Here is a 20,489-nt window from a genome sequence, read left to right on the forward strand (position 1 = left end):
AAACTAGGCTTTTGGGATCATAAGAATTTGGCCAATATATAGGGTGTTTTTCTTTAATTGATTATGTTTTTTTAAAGCGGATATTGTAGTGCCGTAACGACTGGCTAAGACACTCAGCGATTCGCCACTTTTCACTTTGTGCTGTACCGGCTTATTATGTTTTAACCGCGCAAATAATGAGTCATCAGGCGGGTTGCGCTTATAGTAATTCCTAATCGATGAAAAAATAGCCTGTGCTAATCGTTGCTGATGTTGTGCTGTATTTAGCTTGCGCTCTTCTTTTGGGTTAGAAATAAAACCAGTTTCCACCAATATTGACGGAATATCAGGTGACTTTAATACGCCAAAGTTTGCCGCTTGCGGCCTTTTCTTATGTAGCTTAGAAACGCCTTTTAGTCCCTTGACCACTTCATCAGCAACCTGAAATGCAGTTTTCATTGAATGATCCATAGACATATCAAGTAGCGCTTTAGCTAAATACCTTTCATTCGCAGTATCTTTTATTAAACTGGCTGCACCACCTAATAATTGAGAATGTTTCTCTTTGTCTTCTAACCACTTACCTACTTCTGAGTTAGCACGGCGCAGTGATAAAACCCACACTGACGTCCCATTTGGTCCAGGGCTAGAAAATGCATCTGCATGTATTGACACAAAAAAGTCAGCGCGCTTTTGTCGTGCCTTTGAAGTTCGTGTATTTAACTTTAAATAATAATCGCCTGTGCGGATCAAACGCGCTTTCATTCCTGGCTGTTTATCTACCAAACGTGCCACTCGTTTTGCTATTTGTAAGGTAATATTCTTCTCATAAGTGCCCGCAGGTCCAATGGAACCTGGATCTTCTCCTCCATGCCCTGCATCAATGGCAATAATAATATCCCTGTCCACGGTGCGCGTGCGCTTTTTCGCTGCACTTTTATCAATCGCATACGATTGTTTCTTTTTAGAGTATAAATCAACAACTAACCGATTTTTATACGGTCCAGTTGGTGCCAAAGCAAACACAACTGGTTTTACCGTACCACTTAATTCAAACACCACACGCGTACTATTTTTTCTTTTCGGTTTACTGTATCTCAGTTTACTGATCAAATTGTGCTTTTTCGGCACTTTCGGTAAATACTTCGCCTGCTGTGTATTTTGCAAGTCGATAACCAAACGTAAAGGGTTTTGCAGCATGAAATAACTAAAATCTGGTTTAGACGACATGTCAAAAACCACACGCGTACTCTCAGGTGAAGGCCAAACTCGCACCCCTTCCATTTTATTTTTAGCGAATGCTTCTATACTTAGGAATAAGCACAATATTACTGTGCAAAGCACTGCTGCATGATGTTTGAATACTCTCATTTTACCCTAAACTACTGATAATTTTTTCCCCGCGAGTACTCTTCGCGGTAAGCCTGATGCTACGTTGCTGATCTACATAGGCCATTTCAATATCAAGATCTGGCGTTGGGATAAACCCAGTACCTTTTTCGGGCCATTCAACGATACAAATTGCTTGCTCAGCAAAGTAGTCTCTGATCCCCATGTACTCTAATTCTTCTGGATCGCCTAAACGGTAAAGATCAAAATGGTAAACTGACACATCATCTAACTCATAAGGCTCCACAAGCGTATAAGTGGGACTTTTTACTTTGCCATTATGCCCAAGCCCTTGCACTATCCCTCTGCTTAATGTGGTTTTACCAGCGCCTAAATCACCATTTAAAAACAACACAGCGCCTTGTTTAACCGCGTGAGACAAGCGCCTACCCATCTCCACAGTTGCTGCTTCATCAGCTAGATGCAGGCAAAAAACGTCATTCATGTTTACCCCAATAAATCTCTAATATGCTTAAATAAATCACCGGCAAGCAATCCTTTTTCACCTTCGATAGCAGCATTTTCAGCTGCCAAACCATGAATATACACAGCCAAACTGGTCGCGGCAAATTTCTCCATGCCCTGTGCAATTAAACTCGCAATGATACCAGATAATACATCTCCCATCCCAGCACTGGCCATCGCGGCACTGCCTGAACGGTTAATATTCACTCGACTTTGATGGCAAACTAAACTGCCAGGTCCTTTAAGCACCACAGCGTACTCATAATAACGCTGTAATTGTGCTGCCACTTCAAATCGATTCGACATACTTTCAATATTACTTTGCGCTAACAGCCGCCGCGCTTCACCAATATGTGGCGTCATAACAGCTTGCCGATAACGCAAAGAAGAGCTCGCTTGCAAATTTAGAGCGTCCGCATCACAAATTACAGCCCCATCAAAGTTATAGCTGCGATTAAACAGTGCTTTGGCCCAGTTATCTTGGCCAAGTCCAGGGCCTATTACTAACACATCAGCTTTAGCGAACAAGCTATCTATATAGCCTTGGTTTCCTTCAACCGCTTCTATGCCGTGTACCATGAGTTCATATCGCCCTTGTTGAACGATAGCAACATTGTCAGTATGTGTTAATACACTGACCAAGCCCGCGCCTGACCTTAAGCTGGCTTCACTCGCTAAACGGATCGCGCCGGCCATTCCTTTATTGCCACCGATGAGTAAAACATGACCACATTGGTTTTTATAACAGTCATTCGCTCGGTGTATCCTCAAAGCCATAAACGCAGAGTAAGACCAGTGAGAAACCTCCGAGTTCACTTCTTTGGAAAAAGCCTCTGAAACGCCCAAAGATGCAAACAACAACTTGCCACAAAACTGTTTTGCTCTACCTGTTAGGATACCTTGTTTAAGTGCTATAAAAGTCAGTGTAATATCTGCCAAAAACGCACCATCAGCCACAACCCCTGTTGAAGCATCTATGCCGCTTGGCACATCAATACTAAGTCGCAGCGCGCTATGCTTGTTACAGTATACAAAAAGGCGTTTTAACGGTTCACTTAACCGACCTGAAAAACCACTCCCAAAAACACCATCAACAATAACATCAAATGAGCACTTATTCGGCACTTCACTCAATACCGAAAGGCCTGCTGCATCGACTTTTTGATACGCTCTAAGTGCATCATCAGCCAGTAAGCTCGGCGAATAAACGCCAACTATAGTTACCTTGCGTCCCTCTTTATGCAATAGCTCAGCCAGTAAATAAGCATCACCTGCATTATTGCCCTTACCCGCAAGAATTAAAATATGCTCTGCATTCACAAGTTCATGGTCGAATAAATCAAATAACGCATCAGCTGCGCATGCCATTAATTGCGATAAATTGAGACCAACAAGATGAGCTGAGCTTGCTTCATTATCCCTCACTTGCTGGGCCGTATAAGCAAACTGTGGTAAATTAGCCGTGTATTTAGCTGCCAAGATCGATTTCCCGTGACTATCACTCATATTGACTATACTGAACTCGCAAAAAAAATTAAGCAATGGGGCCATGAACTTGGTTTCGCAGAAGTTGGGATCACTGACATTGACTTGAGCGAACACGAAGCACAACTGCAACGCTGGTTAGATAAAGGTTATCACGGTGAAATGGATTATATGGCTGCCCATGGTATGAAAAGAGCCCGCCCAGCGGAATTGGTGCCTGGAACTCAACGTGTTATTTCTGTCAAAATGAACTACCTCCCCCCTGATGCCAGCTTTGCCAGAGCACTGGGGAATAAACAAACTGCCTATATCAGTCGTTATGCGCTAGGCCGTGACTACCACAAAGTATTGCGGAATCGACTTAAAAAGCTGGGGCAAAGAATTGAGCTGGAAGTAGAACAACTAGGATACCGACCTTTTGTTGACTCGGCTCCTGTGCTGGAACGTCAATTAGCTGAAAAAGCCGGCCTAGGTTGGCGTGGTAAAAATAGTTTATTAATTCATAAACAAGCTGGATCATGGTTTTTTTTAGGTGAGTTATTTGTCAGCATCCCCTTACCCATAGATGCGCCCAATGAAGAAGAAGGATGTGGCAAATGTAATGCCTGCATTACTTTATGCCCTACAGGTGCAATCGTCGAGCCCTATGTGGTCGATGCTCGAAAATGTATTTCATATTTAACCATCGAATTACAAGGTGCTATTCCTGAGCAATATCGTCCATTACTCGGAAACCGTATTTATGGGTGTGATGATTGCCAACTTGTGTGCCCATGGAATCGCTTCGGACAATTAACAGACGAACTAGACTTTCACCCTCGCCAACAAATTAAAGACCAAGATTTAATGACATTGTTTGCGTGGGATGAACGTACTTTTTTGAAAAATACAGAAGGCAGTCCTATACGCCGTATCGGTCATGAACGTTGGTTACGTAATATAGCTGTTGGGCTAGGCAACGCACATTATGACCCTAGCATCATTGAGGCGCTAAAAGCTCGTCTTAACAGTGCGTCTCCTCTTGTTAAAGAACATATAGAATGGGCACTCACTCAACAGCATGATAAACAAGTAAACACGGAGCGAAAGAAGGCCCGACTCATTAGAATCATCGAAAAGGGCCTCCCGAGAGACGCTTAACCTTTTGCATGTTCAGACAATAGCGCCAAATCACCTTCAATTTCGTTAAAAGCACTTTTAACCATGTCGATGGCCTCTTCTCGAGCAACTGAATTTTGGATTGCTTCATCGACATTGCTAAAAATGAACACCTCTTGATCTTCATCTAACCCCATTGTGGGAATTCGAGTTTCGAAACGTTCTTGTAGCGCACGGAACACCGCTTCATTTTGCTTGCGATTGGTTTCTAACATGCCCATTAAACTTTTGAACTTACCATTTATCATAGTCTGTGCTTTGTCTAAATTTCTACGCTGGGCTGACAGCTCATCACGCGTCAAGATTGCTAACAACTGCTGCTCAGTTACACTTACCATAAAACAAATATGGTCTCGTATTCGGCCATGCTTATTCTCATCATCTGGCATATTCAAAATGAGCACGCTGATAAAATCATAATTTACTAACACTCGGCTCGTAAATTCATGCAATCGCCCCTTAGATTTTAAAATATCGAATAACTCAATGACAATGGGCGAACATAATCCTGTGGTGGCAAAGTGATGGCGCTGCTCATCAATGCGAATTTCAACATTGCTGTTTAAACCAAAGCTAGACAAACATTTCGTCATGGCATTAGCCAGTGTAGGAATATCATCTAAAAGCGAAATTTGTTCGATGTAATTAACTATTTGGCCCATTTCACTGCTGGTGGCCATTGCATCAAATGCGGTTGATGTAGCTTCTTCTACTTGCTGTTCAAGAATATCTTTATCTAATAACATTTGACTTAAGTTTAAGAGCTTTGTTTTTAATTCACCTTGACCAAAAGGCTTAACGATATAATCTTCAGCACCGACAGAGTAACCTTCCATACGCTCTTCTACCGACCCTCTCGCCGACACAAACATCACCACAATATGATGTGTTTCTGGATTGGCCTTTATCGCCCTGCATACCTCGTACCCATTCATTTGCGGCATACTAACATCGAGTAAGACCACTTGAGGATCAAATGACTCAATCATGTCTAAACATTCAGGTCCACTGCTTGCCGTCAGTAAATCAAAATTAAGGTCTTCAAGGATCTCTTCAATAATCTCTAAATTAAATGGTTCGTCGTCGACGGCTAAAATGCGCTGCAGGGCCATAGAACTCTTCCTTTTATGTTATCTCGCTCACTCTATTTATAGTCGTGATTTTCATGAATGCTAGTATGTTGACCGTTTTAATGTTGACTTAATGGCAATTCAATGTGAACCGTTGCACCGCCAAATTCATTGTTGCAGGCATAAATACAGCCTTTGTGAAGCAAAATAAACTCCTTACAAATCGCCAATCCTAAGCCGGTACCACCAGCACCGCTATTCGTTTTGCTACTTTGCACAAACTTCGAAAAAACCTGTTCGAGTTCATCATCTGGGATCCCTACACCCTGATCGCTTATGGCCACAGCAACTTTATTTCCGATTAAGGTCACATCCACTTTAACCTGACTATCCTCAGGACTAAATTTAAGCGCGTTACCTAAAAGGTTGCGGATCACTTGATTCATTTGCTCTTGATCGCAATAAAGTAAAACAGGCTCCACAGGTACACTTAGCGCAAATTGGATTTTTTTTGCTAAGGCACTACCCGCGACGTCATCAATGCCGGTTTTAATAATACTGGTAAAATCATAATTGCTGGGGTTAAAAGGAAAGTGACCTGCATCCAAACGTGATAAATCGAGAAGATTATTTAGTAGTAATAACAAACGTTCACCACTGGTTTCTATTCTAGCTAAGTACTTTTGTAGCTTTTCTAATGGTGCTTCCCCACAGCTTAACTTATCTAGTCCAAATCGAGCGAAACTCAAAATGGAATGCATAGGCGTGCGTAATTCATGAGACATATTGGCTAAAAATTCAGACTTACTTAAATTCGCAGCTTCTGCAGCATCTTTTGCTCTTTGTAATTGAGCCGTTCGGGCCTGAACTTCAACCTCAAGCACTTCTTTTGCCTCTTCTAAAACTTGTTGCTTTTTCTTTAACTGCGCAACATTTTTAAATATCACTGCAAATGCCACTTCACCATGATGATCTATTTCATTAAAAGTGCCCATTAAAGGAATATCCCCCGACGCTTGCGGCAATATCAACTCGCAATTGAAATGCCTCTGTACGCCCACCTCTTTTATTGCAGCTTTTAACGAATCGCTGCAATCCGTGGCAAATAAATCGTAAATAGAGCGTGCTTGTATCTCACTTTGTGACAACTTAAGTAACCGCATTGACGCATCATTCGCTTCGATAATAGCGCCACTGCGCTTAAATAAAACAATTGGGTCTGGTGTATGTTTATAAATCACCCGTAATAAACTATCACGTTCAATCAGTGCATCCACGGTATCTTGTAGTCGCTCTACCAATTCTTGATTCTGCCGCCGTAGTAACTCGGTTTGCCATAATTTATGCAACGACTGTAGCAATTCACTCTCATCAAACGGCTTTAATAAAACATCTTCGACACCTTGTCGAATCGCTTCCATCATATCGACTTGGCTTGCTCGCGAGGTGACCAATAAACAACGGCAATTAGGTGACAATGCTTTCAGCCGCACAAACATCCCAACACCAGTCCCATCCTCAAAGTTAAAATCGCTGATCAACAAATCAATGTGCTCTTTACTCGCCAAAGCTAATGCTGAATCGATTTTTGTCGCGGTAAAAACTTTGAGCTGCGCCCCCCGTAAACTCATGGCTAGTTGTTCTAAACGGGACGGGTCATGATCAACCAGTAGTACAGTGGGGAGCACTAAACGTTGATTCGCGCCAACCTCTAGTACACGCTCCAATAAATGCGTGATCTCTTTATTGGCAAAAAAAGGGTAAACCACAATGCCATTCGGCAGTGCTTTATTAAATTGGCTGAATACTTCTAAATGCTCAGTATTATCGGGCTTTGGTGCTAAAAGAATTAATTTACAATGCTCTTTTAAGGGGCAGAGCACGGTTAAATAATGACTGGGGATGCCATGTGCGATGGCGATAACATCGTAATGTGTAAATGTAATGCCTTCATCAAGCATATTGTAGTGAATATGCTCAACCTGCCCTCCTAACAACTCAAACAATACTTTGAGCCGCATTGCTAGCACACTATTGCTATCTATAATTAATACTTTATTCGACATAATCCATGTATATTCCTTGCCCTAACACACACAGTGTAGTCGAATTTTTAAACTTGGCAGAAAACGTACGCTACCGCGTAAATAGCTGCTTTCCTAGAATGGTTAAACTAAACCGCTCTTCATCCATAAGGGCAATATTGGGTAGTTCACCCCAGTGACTATAACCTTGGCGTTTAAACAATTTAATACTTGGCACGTTATGTGAAAAAATAAACCCCACTAAGGTATCCACGTCAATTTTTACCGCGTGGTGCTCCGCAAACTCAAGCAATTGGACCCCTAAACCCTCACCGCGAGCGCTCCCCGTAATATAAATGCTAATTTCACATGTGCCAGCGTAAGCTGGGCGGCCATAAAATGATTTAAAACTCAGCCATGCCACAACCTTCCCTTGCAATTCATATACAAACAAAGGTCTATTTGGTGTGTGACTAAAAAACCACTCTGCACGCGCCTCTACGGTAGTCGGTTCAGTATCAGCCGTTACCATACGACTGGCGATAGTTTCATTATAAATAGCAACGACAGCTGGTAAATCTCGATGTTCGGCAATTCTAATAGTCATAGTGTAAGAAAGATGATCAAATCAAGGTCTATTGGCGTATCATAAAAGAGTTCATCAAACAAAGGAAAGGCAATGCTAAACAAACTACTCAAACTGACTCTCATTTCATCAAGCTTATTATTGAGTTCGCAAGTACTCGCATCTACATGCGATGATTTTACCAATGTGGAATTAAGGAAATTACGCTCTGAAGATACTCTCAATTTATGCCAGTTTAAAAACAAGCCTTTGCTTATCGTCAACACCGCCAGTAATTGTGGCTTTACCGGTCAATTTGAAGATTTAGAAAAACTCCACAAAAAATATAAAGATCAAGGGTTAGTGGTATTAGGCTTTCCCTCAGATGACTTTTTCCAAGAAGAAGATGATGAGAAAGACACCGCCAAAGTTTGCTTTGTAAACTATGGAGTTACATTCAATATGCTTGCAACATCAGATGTACGAGGAGATAGCGCCAACCCTATCTTCAAACACTTAGGTGATAAAACCAGCTCTCCGAAATGGAATTTTTACAAATACCTAGTTTCAGCAGATAGACAAACCATAACACGCTTTAATAGTCGCACTAAACCCCTATCAGACGAAATGGTGAATGCCGTAGAAAAAGCATTACAATGAGATAGTGAGTTTTTAATACAAGTGTATTAGAATAAATGATGAATAAAAATTAATCACAAGCGAAATATGGAGAAGTTATGACAGTTGCAAGCGCAAGGCACATCCTAGTTGATAGCGAAGCGGAATGTTTAGACTTAAAATCGCGCATTGCTGCCGGTGAAGACTTTGCTGAATTAGCAAAACAGTATTCTAGCTGTCCGTCAGGACAAGACGGTGGTGCTCTTGGCGAGTTTGGCCCAGGAATGATGGTCCCAGAGTTCGATACAGTGGTATTTTCTGCACCATTGAATGATGTACAAGGTCCTGTTCAAACACAATTTGGTTACCATTTACTTGAAGTAACAAGTAGAACTGAGTAAGTTACTATATATTCCAATAAGCCGCTTCTAGCGGCTTTTTTTTGAGGTAAATTTAAAAAGGAACACTGTTGTGCAACTCTTTGGTTCTGATACATCACCCTATGCTCGCCGAATTCGATTATTCATTGAACATCATGCCCTCGATATAGAGTATATTCACCTCGATATCTTTTCAGATGCTGGCAGAAAGCAGCTCATCACACATAATCCAGCTCGTAAAATCCCATTTTTAATAAATGGGCCACAGCAAATAAGTGACTCTAACGTCATTTTTCGCTATTTAAATGAACTCTATGATTTGCCTCGGTTAACCTGGTGGCAAGAAAATCAGCTGACTAATATTAATGCCTGTAACGATTCATTGGTTGAACTACTTATTTGCGAGCGCTCAGGCTTTGACACGCAAAGTGATGCGCTATTTTTTAACCTACAAAGAGAGCGTATTGAACAAGTACTTTTAAATTTAAATGAACAATGTGTGAAAACTGACTTTTTAGACTGTCAGTACTTGCAGATCAGTTTATACTGCTTGCTAGATTGGATTGTGTTCAGAGAATTGACCGATCTAACTTCATTTGCTGAATTATTGAACTTTCACAAGCTTCAATCACAACGCAAAGGAGTAAAACAGAGCGATCCACGCAACTAAATAACATATTTAAAAAAGGTATACGCCATGAGCGACATTGAAATTGAATCAGAACTTGTCACCTTTGTTGAAAAGGTTCGCCTCGGTGAACAAGTATGGGCACTGGGTGCTGAAGATGGTGGCGTTGTGGTATGTGAATCAAACCAGTTCGAAACGACTGACGTTTTACTCGTTTGGGATAGCGCAGAAAAAGCCCAGGCTCAGTGTAAAGATGAATGGCAAGGCTATACACCAACACCCATTACGCTTGATGAGTTTTTAGATGAGTGGGTAGAAGACCTCAATGAAGATGAAGCGTTATTAGGCCTTAACTGGAATGACGAAAATGTATGCTTGGAAATCGAACCAACTGGTTTGGCGCGAGCGTTAACTGACTAACGCTACCAAGGTACCATCAATAGCACGCACATAAGCCTGTGTGTGCTCATTTTTACTGCAAGGGGGCATTAATGGCTCTGCACCTGCAGCCACTGCCTTATCATAACTTTCGCTGACATTATTACAGAGCATGGTTAACTCAAAACCCAATGCAGGTTGTTTTGGCTGAGACCGAATATAGCTTTGTTTAAACTGTGCTTGGGCATAGGGGTGACTGGCAAATCCAAGAGTCACTTGGCCTGTGTTTAATTCACCATAATCGGCTGATTCAGTGAACTCAACCGCACTCAAACCAAAAGCCTGATAATAAAAATCAAGCACCTCTTCTACGTTATCAACATAAATAATTGTTTTTAAATACCGCATGCTACTCGCCAAAAATTATAAAGCATCATCAAACACTCTGTAACTAAAGCATATTTTTTAAGCTGGGTAAAATACAATCAATAAAGTTTGCAAAACTAAAGCAGGTTGTACAAGGCAATAATGAGGTGAGTGATAGTGAAGTATAAAATGAAGCAGATACAAAGCAACATACCGCTTTGTCGAATTTTAAAAGCGAACTGAAAAAGCTGTTTGGCGCTCTTGGAAGGGATCGAACCTTCAACTTAGCCTCCGGAGGGCCACGTGATATCCATTTCACCACAAGAGCGACACAGCAGTTTTTCAACCGTGTTTATAATAATGCTATCGATGGCCAAATACTAGCATTTGTGCGCTACATGCTTAATTTTTAATCTAAAAATCAAAAAAACACTATACATTGCACAAAAAACGCGATATTTAACTATGCTTAGTTATACCTTCGTCGGTGCAACATGCCATTTGTGTTCACCGAACAATGCGAAACAGAGTAAAAACTCTATAACAACAAGCGCATTGTGCTTAAAAAATATCAAGAGGATTATTATTATGACCCCGATGACCACTGAACAAGTAGCTGAATTTCTTGGCGTAAAAGTAGAGCGAGTAAAGAGACTATCTAGAGAGAACTTACTTGTTGCAAAAGATAATGATGCTGATGGTCAGCCTATATTTGATAAAACAGATGTAGAAAAGTACAAAGAGCTAGCACAAAGGTTAGGCGGGATTTAGTCAAACGAGGCTTTGTAGCCTTGCAATGAGGGGCGACGCATATGAGTGCGCTCCTCTGCTTTGATACCACTCGATACTCAATAGTAAATACACAACCTGATAAGCCAGTAACTTATTATTAGCATAGTGAGGTAAAGGAAGGTGTCTGTGTATATAGTATGTTTTTAATAGCGCACACTGTTCTTGTGTATCTAAATTGAAACTACAACTTAGTGCAGCCAAATCAAAGTAAACATCATTGTATTGGGCATACTCAAAGTCAATTATTTTGGCGCCATGCTCAGTATTAAGCAAGTTATCAAAGACCAAGTCATTATGACAAAAAGCCAGCTCTTGAGGTAACGCCTCAATTAATGATATTGCCCATGAAATATGATGCTCTGCGAGTATATTACTCCCCGTATTAAGCTGTTTAACAAAACCAAGTATATTGATTGGGGCCGTGCTGTCGACGTCCTGATATTCATGAAGAGTGACCAAACATTCAATAATGCCTAGATCAAGTTCAAAAAATGGAGCAACTTCGTCAATAAACTCCAACAGCGCGACCTTTTTCTCAAAGTCGTAAGCTATCAGTGACTGACTGATACCAAGATCAGCGAGCGCACTTTGAATCTTTAAAAGCCAAACGGGGATCTCATCCTGGTAGCACTTTAATAGCAACTTTCCTTTGCTCGTCTGCAATAAGAAATTTTTATTACTTAAGCCTTTATCTAAGTATGTAATATCGTCTACGCGCAATGTTGGTAGCATTGACTGCGCAAGTGATATTAAATCAGCCTGTAGTAACATTGTTTAATCATATTCTAATTTTGCTAATGATTGGCCTTCACGTTGCTCATGTTCATCATACCAACGTTTGTAACCCCAACACACCAACACGGTATAAAATACAAATAAAACCAGCGTTGGATAATAACCTTTTGCAAAATATAAATAGATTGAAGCAGTATCAATCACTATCCAATATAAAAAGTTCTCTAACACCTTTTTAGCTACTAAGTACGTGGTAACAATCGCAAAACAGGTGGTAAAGCTATCAAGATATGCCAGTTCAGCATTGATATAATTATCCGTCAAATAACCTAATATGACAGCAATTATACTGGTCACTATAATAATTTTAATGTGTCGGCCAAGCGACCAAGACACAATGGGCACTATGGATTGCTCCTGCGTTTTTTGCCACATTCTCCAGCCAACAACCGCCATTATCATGTAATAAAAATTCAGCGCAGACTCCATCACCAAAGCGCCATTCCAATACATCACCGTGTAAATAAACGTACTGATAAATGCAGCAGGCCAACACCAGCTACTCTCTTTGATGGCCAATAGCAAGTATGCCAAAGAGAGCAATACCGCAATATACTCCCAATACGACATCGCGGTAAAACCAGAAAGTACGTCTCGTATAAATTCAATCATTGGCAGACAAGTCACCTGAAATAAATTTACACACAAAAACGATTTTTCCATAAGTAATGAACGAGCGCTTCATTTCTGACTGTAGTGTTTGCATAACTAAATCATAGTCACCAAACACCTGTGTAGACATCGTATTGGTTATGACTTTGAGTTCTGGATTTTGATTTAAGCGGTCAATGAATTCTTTAATAAATGGAATATAGTCACTATGAAGTGGGTATTTACTGATCTCAACTGACAGTTTCATTACAGCTCTCTAAAGGGAATATAGACATGGCTATTGTAGCCGCCGATAGCGACTTTGGCGACCATTACTCACGCTAAACGCATGTAAAGCAATTATAAATGAATACATATTAGCAGCATTAAACAGGGCGATTTAAGGATTAAAACGCCCTCACTCTAGTTAGGCGCCAACAATACCAAGTGGTTTGGCATTTTTCCATGCGCCACGCGTAAAATCAGGTACATCAACAGAGCTACTGCGGTTTGCAACCGACTGTGCCGATAATGGCGATATAACAGACCACGCAGCCCCATCATAGACATCTTGATCAAGCGGTTCGCCATTACGCAAACAATAAATCATTCGCCAAAACATCAAAAAGTCCATGCCTCCATGACCGCCATTGCGCTGTGCTTCTTCTCCCATTTTAACCCACAGAGGGTGATCGTATTTATCATACCAAGCCTGCATGTCATGGTCCCATTCATGAAAGCTCTTGCTGCCATTGTTTTCTAAGGCAATCCGATTTGGGAAACCTGCAAAGACACCATTGGTCCCTTGGATTAAATTATGCCGTGAATATGGCCTTGGGGTTGTTGTATCGTGTTGTACCATAATACTACGACCCTGTACGGTTTTAATAATCGTGGTATTCATATCACCCGCAATATAATCAAGCTGATTGCGTGGATGATCCGCTGCAAATTCACGTTTGGCATAAGCGCTTCGGCCTAACGCTGGTGAGCTCATAGAGGTCAAGTAATCAAAACGATCACCACGGTTAATATTCATATACTGTGACACCGGCCCTAAACCATGAGTGGGGTATAAGTTACCATCGCGTTTTGCATGCCATTCAGTGCGCCATGAGCCCGTCTTATGCTCAATTTCTTTCATTTGCCAGCGTAGTTCATGTATATAGGCCGCTTCTCCGTGTAAAAGCTCGCCAAATAAACCTTGCCTAACCATATTTAGTACCATCAACTCATCACGACCATAGTTGACGTTTTCCATCATCATACAGTTTTTCTGCGTACGCTCTGCGGTATCGACAATTTGCCACATTTCTTCTACCGTCAAGGCCAGAGGTACCTCGACAAAAGCGTGCTTTGCGCTATTCATGGTATCAATCGCCATCGGAGCGTGCCATGCCCACGGAGTAGAAATAATCACTATATCAATATCATCACGCGCTAGCATTTGTTGATAAGCTCGCTCGCTCCCAGAGTATAACGCGGGTTTTTCTAGACCCTTTTCAACTAAATACTGAGCAGAACGTTCCAAAACCTCGTCATGCGTGTCGCAAATAGCGACTATTTTTGTGCCTTCAATATGACTCATACGCTTTACATGACCATAACCACGCTGCCCAACGCCAATAAAGCCAACGCGCACCACCTGCATTTTTGGTACGACCAACCCTATAACAGATTGACCCTGAGCTGGTGGCAATTGAGGGGATGATGCATTCGTTTGCGCACATCCAACAACAACGCTTGCTGCAGCTGTTGCACTGGCTGCTTTTAAAAAATCACGGCGGTTAAACTTTTTCATTATTATCCTTTGTCATTACCACAACTATTCTGGCCCTATATTACGTTATTAGAGACCACCAACAAGTCTGACAAGCATTAAAAAAAGCGCCTAAGCGCTTTTTTTAATTTTTAATAAGAATGCCCTTTAAGGTGCTTTCTTTATCAAGTATATCTTGGTACAACTTAAACTGATTACGTGCACGCTCTAAATTGTGCGTGGCGTGCTTGGTTGCAAAGTAATTATCACCATCTAAATAATCCGTTAAAAAGCGCAGACCTATCATGAACGGCATTACCTTCGCACCAAGTAAGAAGCTCATTTTTTCTTGCTCAGTGATCGACTCAGCTAAAGGCGAAACATAGCCTTTGACAATAGCTTCGAATATTTCTTCTCGTACTTTTACAGCTGATAAATCTGTAGAGTCTTCGGCTTCTGGTGAGCAAAAAGTACGTACCATATCGCCAAAATCAAATAACCAATAACCCGGCATACAGGTGTCTAAATCAATGACGGCCTTACCTTTATTGCTGCTATTGCAAAAAAGCATGTTATTAATTTTAGTATCGTTGTGACAAGGCCTCAGTGGAATAGTCCCAGCCAATGCCTCCAGTTCCGCAACTAGGTTAACTTGGCTTTCACAAAAAGAGATATCCGCCATACAATTCGCTACACGGTTATGCTCATCTGTACTCACCATATTTTTGAATGTCTCAAAGCGCTTGGTTAAGTTATGAAAGTCCGGGATCACATGATGTAATGTTTGTGCATTAAAGTCTTCTAGCGCCCGAGCAAATAGCCCAAATGCATTGGCTGCCGTTTGCGCTTTCTCAGTGCTATTAACCACATCTTCACTGTAACTTCCCCCAATAAACTCTAATGCACGCCATACATCGCCATTATGGGTTACTAAGTATTTACCATTGATCGTTGGTAAATGCTTAATGATATTCAGTTTATACTTACCTATAACCGCTTTGTCTGACAGGTGCTGCTCGATAGCCCGTGCATTTTCTACAAGGTGTTCTGGCTGTGGAAAAACATCAGTATTAAGTTTTTGTACCACGACTGCCTGATTGCCATCTTTCAGTAACATTGTGGTATTAATGTGACCATTACCAATCGGGTTCATTACCGCTGTGCTGCTATCTAAACCAAATTGTTGCGATAAATAATGCACTATCGCAGTATTCTTCATGCGTACCTCATTGCGTGACCGCGTGTGTGAAGGGGCTGAGACTTGCTCATCCATGACGTAATTCATTTAATTTTCCTGCTACGCTATCTAGTTCTTCTTTGAAGGTAATGCCATACCAATCATCTATGGCTGAATAAACTGTGACATGAATTTCATTCAAGGATATACATGCTTGAATACAATCGGGCAAATAACACTCTTTTTTGACAACGTTGTCATAGCTATCTAAAAACCGAGAGAAATCATGATTCAGGTATGTCATAAGCTTAGGCGTGATCCCCCAAAATGTCATTGAGGCAAGTGTGTTTTCATTGATCAGTATTGTTTCACCCGCACACTCACCGAGTAACTGTTCTTTTTCTATCTTAATATTTAGACATTCTTTAACCGATACGAGAGAGTCACCGTCTAACTGACATAGGCCACGATTTACGCCTCCCTGCTCCGACAAAGTACGCTTAATTGGATAGCCCACCATAGCCATATGATGTTCATCAGTGGCTGTTTCAACAAAATGAGTCACTAATTGCACGTAGGCATTCGGCCCATAGTAATCGTCTGCCGTGATCACAATGGCAGGTCGTGTAATATAATCACGCGCTGCCAATAACGCATGCCCTGTCCCCCAAGGTTTTACACGCGCTTTAGCTTTATCAAGGTGCTTTGTTGGCACATCAAATATAGTCTGTTCAACTAAATGAATGGTTAAACGCTGAGGTAAACGGGGAATAATGCGTGTTTCTACCGTGGATTTGATCGCTGAGTTAATCACCAATACAACTTCCATGACTCCCGCATTATGGGCATCTTGAATGCTTAACTCCATAATGGAGCATTCTAGCCCGGGGATTTCTGCTATCTGCTTATTGCCACCAAAGCGGCTACCAAGGCCACCGGCTAGTATCACCAGCAGCGGCGAAAGCGCTTTGTTATCCGTATTTCCGATTACCATATCAGACCACTAAATATAAATAGGCGGACAAGTTTACAGCGCTTTTTAAATAATAGAAAGTCATTGCAAAATTTGCGTTAATCAAACTTTTGGCAGAGATACTTCACCTCAAGGTACTCATCTAACCCTTGTTTAGCTCCTTCGCGTCCTAACCCTGATTGCTTGATACCACCAAATGGCGCTACTGGATTCGAGATCATGCCTTCATTTATGCCAATCATTCCGTACTCTAACGCATGAGAGACCCGATGTATTTGTGACACATCTTGTGAATAAAAATAGGCCGCAAGCCCCTCTTCTACCCCATTAGCAAACACTAAACTTTGTACTTCATCAAAAAACGCCATCACAGACACAATGGGCCCAAATATTTCAGTGTTGGCAATGTCCATCTCGGGTGTCACATGAGTCAAAATAACAGGGGCCATAAACAATCCAGCTTCTTCTGCTCCTTGGTAATGTATTTTTGCACCTTGTTTTAATGCTGAGGCGATCAAGCCTTGTACTTTGGCTTTAGCAGACTCATTTATCAAGGGTCCTAAATCGTTACCTGCAACCATCCCATCACCTACTTTTAAAGTGGCAACCGCCGTTGTAAGACAACTGATAAATTCCGCCATACACTCTTGCTCAACCAGCACCCTGTTTGCCGCAACGCATGTTTGCCCCGCATTACGAAATTTAGCAGCCATCAAACCAGCAACCGCTGCAGGTATATTTGCACTACCATAGACAATAAATGGCGCATTTCCGCCAAGCTCCATTGATGTACGTTTGATTGTCGTAGCCGAATGCGACAATAATAACTGCCCTACTTTTGTGGACCCAGTAAACGTTAACTTACGCACAGCTGCCGATTGGCAATAGCCTTCAACCAATTTAGCGGGTTGACGCGTAATAAGCACTTGAAAGGCGCCAGCTTCCATACCAGCCTGAATTGCAAGTTTAGCTAATGCAATGGCACTCAATGGAGTTTCTTCAGATGGTTTTAAAATAAAGCTACATCCCGCCGCATAAGCTGGTGCAACTTTGCGCGTGATCATGGCAAGCGGAAAATTCCAAGGAGTTATACCCAGAACTACTCCGACTGGCTGTTTAATGGTGCTCAATTGCACCGATGTATTTTGACTGGGGATAGTCTCACCATAACTTCGTATGGCTTCTTGCGCAAACCACTCAACAAAACCCGCAGCATAGCGCACTTCACCCAGCGCTTCATGCAATGGCTTGCCTTGTTCTGCAACCATCAATTCTGCCAGCATCTCTTCATGAGATAAAATTAATGCATGCCATTTTTTTAATACTTCTGAGCGCAGAGAGGCCGATACGGTGCGCAACTGTTTTAACGCGCACTGAGCGCCACTTAGAGCTAACTCGCAACCGAGCTCATCAACCGATGAGACTTCTTTAACCACGCCAAGATTGGCAGGGTTTAACACTGAAAATGTATCATCAGTTTGGTATGACTTACCGTTAATAAAAGAATGTTCGTGTTCTAAGAGCAATTGCATCAAGATAACCCGTAAATCTAGTTATGATTAATATGCCACAGTTATGGCGCTATAAACAAAAAAACCGCAGCACTTATGCTACGGTTTTCATCACAATAAATGACAGAGACTAACTATTAATGGTCTTCATTTACGATGTTTAAATTGTACTTGGGAATTTCAACCACAAGATCTTCATCTGTGATAATAGCCTGACACCCTAAACGTGATTCTGGCTCTAAACCCCATGCTTTATCTAGCATGTCATCTTCTAATTCATCACTTTCATCTAATGAGTCAAACCCTTCACGTACAACAATGTGGCAAGTAGTACACGCACACGACTTCTCACATGCATGGGGAATGCTAATGCCATTTTTCAATGCCACGTTTAACACTGTTTCCCCTTTAGGTGCTTCAATCGCCGCGCCTTCAGGACATAATTCTTCATGGGGTAAAAAGATGATTTGTGGCATATTACACCTCGTCTACAGACTGCCCTTGCAGTGCTTGTTTAATTGATACATCCATACGACGTGATGCAAATTCGCTACTCGCGGCATCAACATGTTCAATGGCACTCTTAATTTGATCCGGTAACGTTGCTTGCTCACGCGTGTTCGCCAGCTCCGTCATCGCTTCACGTAAATCAGCAAGTTCTTGCTCATTTAATAAATTACTGTCTGTTAGCAAAGAAGCTTCTAGAGCTTCAAGCACCCTGAGCGCTTCTACTTGCTGCTCTTTTAGCATACGCGCTTGCATATCTTCTTTGGCGTTACTCATTGAATCTTTTAGCATTTGAGCAACTTGATCATCTGATAAACCAAACGAAGGCTTCACTTGGATATCAGCTTGAACACCGGTTGATTTTTCTGTGGCTGATACACTCAATAGCCCATCCGCATCCACCTTAAACGTAACACGAATATGGGCAGCGCCCGCAGCCATTGGCGGTATGCCTTTTAAACTAAATTTAGCCAACGAACGACAATCATCAACCAGCTCTCGCTCACCTTGGAGTACATGCAACGACATCGCCGTTTGACCATCTTTAAAGGTCGTGAACTCTTGCGCTCTGGCAACTGGAATAGTGGTATTGCGCGGGATGATTTTCTCTACTAAGCCACCCATCGTTTCAAGACCCAGGGACAACGGCAATACGTCTAATAACAACATATCAGAGTCAGGCTTATTGCCAACTAAAATATCCGCTTGAATAGCGGCACCTAATGCAACGACTCTATCTGGGTCGATAGACGTTAATGGCTGTTTTGCAAAAAAGCTTTCCACGTTTTCACGAATAACCGGCATCCGTGTAGAGCCACCCACCATAACAACCTGCAGTACTTCTTCATTAGTCACACCGGCATCTTTCACTGCACGGCGACAAGCTCGTAGGGTTTTCTTCACCAAAGGCATCACAAGTTCAGCAAATTCGCCTTGTGTTACTGCTACGGTGTGGGTTTGTTGTCTAATATCTAATTTAACATTAACCGTTTTATAGCCACTCAACGCTTCTTTACATGCTTTGGCTTTATTCATGAACAAACGTAATTCATGGGCATCTAAATCATCAATACCAACTTTTGATTTAAATAATGACACCAACATGGAATCAAAATCATCACCGCCTAAACTTGAGTCACCACCTGTGGCCAATACTTCAAAAACGCCTTGGTTTAGACGCAAAATAGAAATATCAAACGTGCCACCGCCTAAATCATAAACCGCAATGACCCCTTCTTGGCCTGAGTCTAAGCCATAGGCCACAGCGGCTGCAGTTGGCTCATTTAGCAATCTTAATACATTAAGCCCAGCAAGTTCAGCCGCATCTTTGGTGCTTTGGCGTTGTGCATCATCAAAATAGGCAGGTACCGTGATCACAGCACCTAGAATGTCTTGACCCGCAAAACTATCAACGGCACGTTGATTCAGAGTTTTTAGAATTTCAGCCGATGCCTGTACAGGGTTAACTGGGCCAGCAACAGTATTAATCGCAACATTGCCGCTTTGTTCAATAAACTCATAAGGCAACTGACCATAGCTTTGCTCGATTTCAGATAACGTTTTGCCTAAAAAGCGCTTCACTGAAATTAGGGTATTGGTTGGGTCTTCAACAGATGCTTGTTGCGCCTGTTGGCCAACAATGATCCCCTGCTGTTGATACCTAACCACAGAAGGTAACATGGCTGTGCCAGAGACATCAGTCAGCGTTTTAGCTTCCCCGCTTTGTACCGTCGCAACTAATGAGTTAGTAGTTCCTAAGTCTATACCAATCGCGAGTTTATGTTCATGTGGTGCCGCGCTCTGCCCCGGCTCAGCAATTTGCAATAAGGCCATTATGCTCTTCACTTTGCAGCTCACCTTCGAAAAGGTCAGCCTGTAA

At 41.8% G+C, this 20,489-nt stretch carries 22 protein-coding genes and 1 tRNA gene; 6 read left to right on the forward strand and 17 right to left on the reverse strand.

The window, feature by feature from the left end; all coding sequences use genetic code 11:
- Window positions 1–3 precede the first annotated feature (3 nt).
- The 3 genes from PCIT_RS09395 to PCIT_RS09405 are packed head-to-tail and all read right to left on the reverse strand — an operon-like array spanning window position 4 to window position 3,312.
- Window positions 4–1,350 (reverse strand): N-acetylmuramoyl-L-alanine amidase, encoded by a 1,347-nt coding sequence (locus PCIT_RS09395; protein WP_010362790.1) that lies wholly within the window; start codon window positions 1,348–1,350, stop codon window positions 4–6.
- 1 nt (window position 1,351) lies between these two features.
- Complete coding sequence (gene tsaE / locus PCIT_RS09400; RefSeq protein ID WP_010362789.1) at window positions 1,352–1,813, reverse strand: tRNA (adenosine(37)-N6)-threonylcarbamoyltransferase complex ATPase subunit type 1 TsaE; 462 nt, start codon at window positions 1,811–1,813, stop codon at window positions 1,352–1,354.
- A gap of 2 nt (window positions 1,814–1,815) precedes the next feature.
- Window positions 1,816–3,312, reverse strand: a complete 1,497-nt coding sequence (locus PCIT_RS09405) for a bifunctional ADP-dependent NAD(P)H-hydrate dehydratase/NAD(P)H-hydrate epimerase (RefSeq protein WP_010362787.1) — start codon at window positions 3,310–3,312, stop codon at window positions 1,816–1,818.
- 12 nt (window positions 3,313–3,324) lie between these two features.
- On the opposite strand from PCIT_RS09405, the gene queG reads away from it, so the two are divergent.
- Complete coding sequence (gene queG, locus PCIT_RS09410; protein ID WP_010362786.1) at window positions 3,325–4,458, forward strand: tRNA epoxyqueuosine(34) reductase QueG; 1,134 nt, start codon at window positions 3,325–3,327, stop codon at window positions 4,456–4,458.
- Here the strand turns inward: queG and PCIT_RS09415 are convergent.
- From PCIT_RS09415 to PCIT_RS09425, 3 genes are all read right to left on the reverse strand, one after another.
- A complete protein-coding gene (locus tag PCIT_RS09415) occupies window positions 4,455–5,588 on the reverse strand; it encodes a response regulator (protein ID WP_010362785.1) in 1,134 nt (377 codons plus the stop codon). The two genes, queG and PCIT_RS09415, sit on opposite strands and share 4 nt — an antisense overlap.
- Window positions 5,589–5,665: 77 nt before the next feature.
- A complete protein-coding gene (locus PCIT_RS09420) occupies window positions 5,666–7,612 on the reverse strand; it encodes an ATP-binding protein (RefSeq protein WP_010362784.1) in 1,947 nt (648 codons plus the stop codon).
- A 70-nt stretch (window positions 7,613–7,682) separates the two neighbouring features.
- A complete protein-coding gene (locus PCIT_RS09425; protein WP_010362783.1) occupies window positions 7,683–8,177 on the reverse strand; it encodes a GNAT family N-acetyltransferase in 495 nt (164 codons plus the stop codon).
- 72 nt (window positions 8,178–8,249) lie between these two features.
- Here PCIT_RS09425 and PCIT_RS09430 point away from each other — a divergent pair, with 72 nt between their 5' ends.
- The 4 genes from PCIT_RS09430 to PCIT_RS09445 all read left to right on the forward strand — a co-directional run bounded on the left by PCIT_RS09430 (window position 8,250) and on the right by PCIT_RS09445 (window position 10,181).
- The gene (locus PCIT_RS09430; protein ID WP_010362782.1) at window positions 8,250–8,795 is read left to right on the forward strand and encodes a glutathione peroxidase; all 546 of its coding nucleotides are present in this window, start codon (window positions 8,250–8,252) and stop codon (window positions 8,793–8,795) included.
- Between the two features lie 77 nt (window positions 8,796–8,872).
- Window positions 8,873–9,154, forward strand: a complete 282-nt coding sequence (locus PCIT_RS09435) for a peptidylprolyl isomerase (RefSeq protein WP_010362781.1) — start codon at window positions 8,873–8,875, stop codon at window positions 9,152–9,154.
- Window positions 9,155–9,224: 70 nt separating this feature from the next.
- On the forward strand, window positions 9,225–9,803 hold the full coding sequence (locus PCIT_RS09440; protein WP_010362780.1) for a glutathione S-transferase family protein: 579 nt from the start codon (window positions 9,225–9,227) through the stop codon (window positions 9,801–9,803).
- A 27-nt stretch (window positions 9,804–9,830) separates the two neighbouring features.
- Window positions 9,831–10,181, forward strand: coding sequence for a DUF2750 domain-containing protein (locus PCIT_RS09445; RefSeq protein WP_010362779.1), 351 nt, complete (start codon window positions 9,831–9,833; stop codon window positions 10,179–10,181).
- Here PCIT_RS09445 and PCIT_RS09450 read toward each other — a convergent pair.
- Both PCIT_RS09450 and PCIT_RS09455 read right to left on the reverse strand, forming a co-directional pair.
- Window positions 10,170–10,547 (reverse strand): VOC family protein, encoded by a 378-nt coding sequence (locus PCIT_RS09450; protein WP_010362778.1) that lies wholly within the window; start codon window positions 10,545–10,547, stop codon window positions 10,170–10,172. The two genes, PCIT_RS09445 and PCIT_RS09450, sit on opposite strands and share 12 nt — an antisense overlap.
- A 211-nt stretch (window positions 10,548–10,758) precedes the next feature.
- Window positions 10,759–10,833 (reverse strand) — tRNA-Arg (locus PCIT_RS09455).
- 260 nt (window positions 10,834–11,093) lie between these two features.
- Between PCIT_RS09455 and PCIT_RS09460 the strand changes: the two genes are divergently transcribed.
- Complete coding sequence (locus PCIT_RS09460) at window positions 11,094–11,276, forward strand: MerR family transcriptional regulator (protein ID WP_010362777.1); 183 nt, start codon at window positions 11,094–11,096, stop codon at window positions 11,274–11,276.
- Here the strand turns inward: PCIT_RS09460 and PCIT_RS09465 are convergent, their stop codons facing one another.
- From PCIT_RS09465 to hscA, 9 genes are all read right to left on the reverse strand, one after another.
- Window positions 11,277–12,068, reverse strand: a complete 792-nt coding sequence (locus PCIT_RS09465) for a phosphotransferase (protein WP_010362776.1) — start codon at window positions 12,066–12,068, stop codon at window positions 11,277–11,279.
- Window positions 12,069–12,071: 3 nt separating this feature from the next.
- Window positions 12,072–12,701: a nicotinamide riboside transporter PnuC gene (gene pnuC / locus PCIT_RS09470; RefSeq protein ID WP_040696297.1), complete on the reverse strand. Its 630-nt coding sequence runs from the start codon at window positions 12,699–12,701 to the stop codon at window positions 12,072–12,074.
- Window positions 12,697–12,951 carry a hypothetical protein gene (locus PCIT_RS09475; protein WP_010362774.1) on the reverse strand — a complete coding sequence of 85 codons (255 nt, stop codon included), beginning with the start codon at window positions 12,949–12,951 and terminating at the stop codon, window positions 12,697–12,699. The genes pnuC and PCIT_RS09475 overlap by 5 nt, the downstream gene beginning before the upstream one ends.
- Window positions 12,952–13,110: 159 nt before the next feature.
- Complete coding sequence (locus tag PCIT_RS09480) at window positions 13,111–14,484, reverse strand: Gfo/Idh/MocA family protein (protein WP_010362773.1); 1,374 nt, start codon at window positions 14,482–14,484, stop codon at window positions 13,111–13,113.
- 103 nt (window positions 14,485–14,587) lie between these two features.
- On the reverse strand, window positions 14,588–15,661 hold the full coding sequence (locus PCIT_RS09485) for a phosphotransferase enzyme family protein (RefSeq protein WP_040696299.1): 1,074 nt from the start codon (window positions 15,659–15,661) through the stop codon (window positions 14,588–14,590).
- 46 nt (window positions 15,662–15,707) lie between these two features.
- Window positions 15,708–16,613, reverse strand: coding sequence for an NTP transferase domain-containing protein (locus tag PCIT_RS09490; protein WP_010362771.1), 906 nt, complete (start codon window positions 16,611–16,613; stop codon window positions 15,708–15,710).
- 77 nt (window positions 16,614–16,690) lie between these two features.
- On the reverse strand, window positions 16,691–18,124 hold the full coding sequence (locus PCIT_RS09495; RefSeq protein WP_010362770.1) for an NAD-dependent succinate-semialdehyde dehydrogenase: 1,434 nt from the start codon (window positions 18,122–18,124) through the stop codon (window positions 16,691–16,693).
- Between the two features lie 116 nt (window positions 18,125–18,240).
- Window positions 18,241–18,579: an ISC system 2Fe-2S type ferredoxin gene (gene fdx, locus PCIT_RS09500; RefSeq protein ID WP_010362769.1), complete on the reverse strand. Its 339-nt coding sequence runs from the start codon at window positions 18,577–18,579 to the stop codon at window positions 18,241–18,243.
- A 1-nt stretch (window position 18,580) separates the two neighbouring features.
- Window positions 18,581–20,443 carry a Fe-S protein assembly chaperone HscA gene (gene hscA / locus PCIT_RS09505; RefSeq protein WP_010362768.1) on the reverse strand — a complete coding sequence of 621 codons (1,863 nt, stop codon included), beginning with the start codon at window positions 20,441–20,443 and terminating at the stop codon, window positions 18,581–18,583.
- Between the last annotated feature and the right edge of the window lie 46 nt (window positions 20,444–20,489).

Origin of the sequence: Pseudoalteromonas citrea (assembly GCF_000238375.3) — a bacterium.
Lineage (GTDB): Bacteria > Pseudomonadota > Gammaproteobacteria > Enterobacterales > Alteromonadaceae > Pseudoalteromonas > Pseudoalteromonas citrea.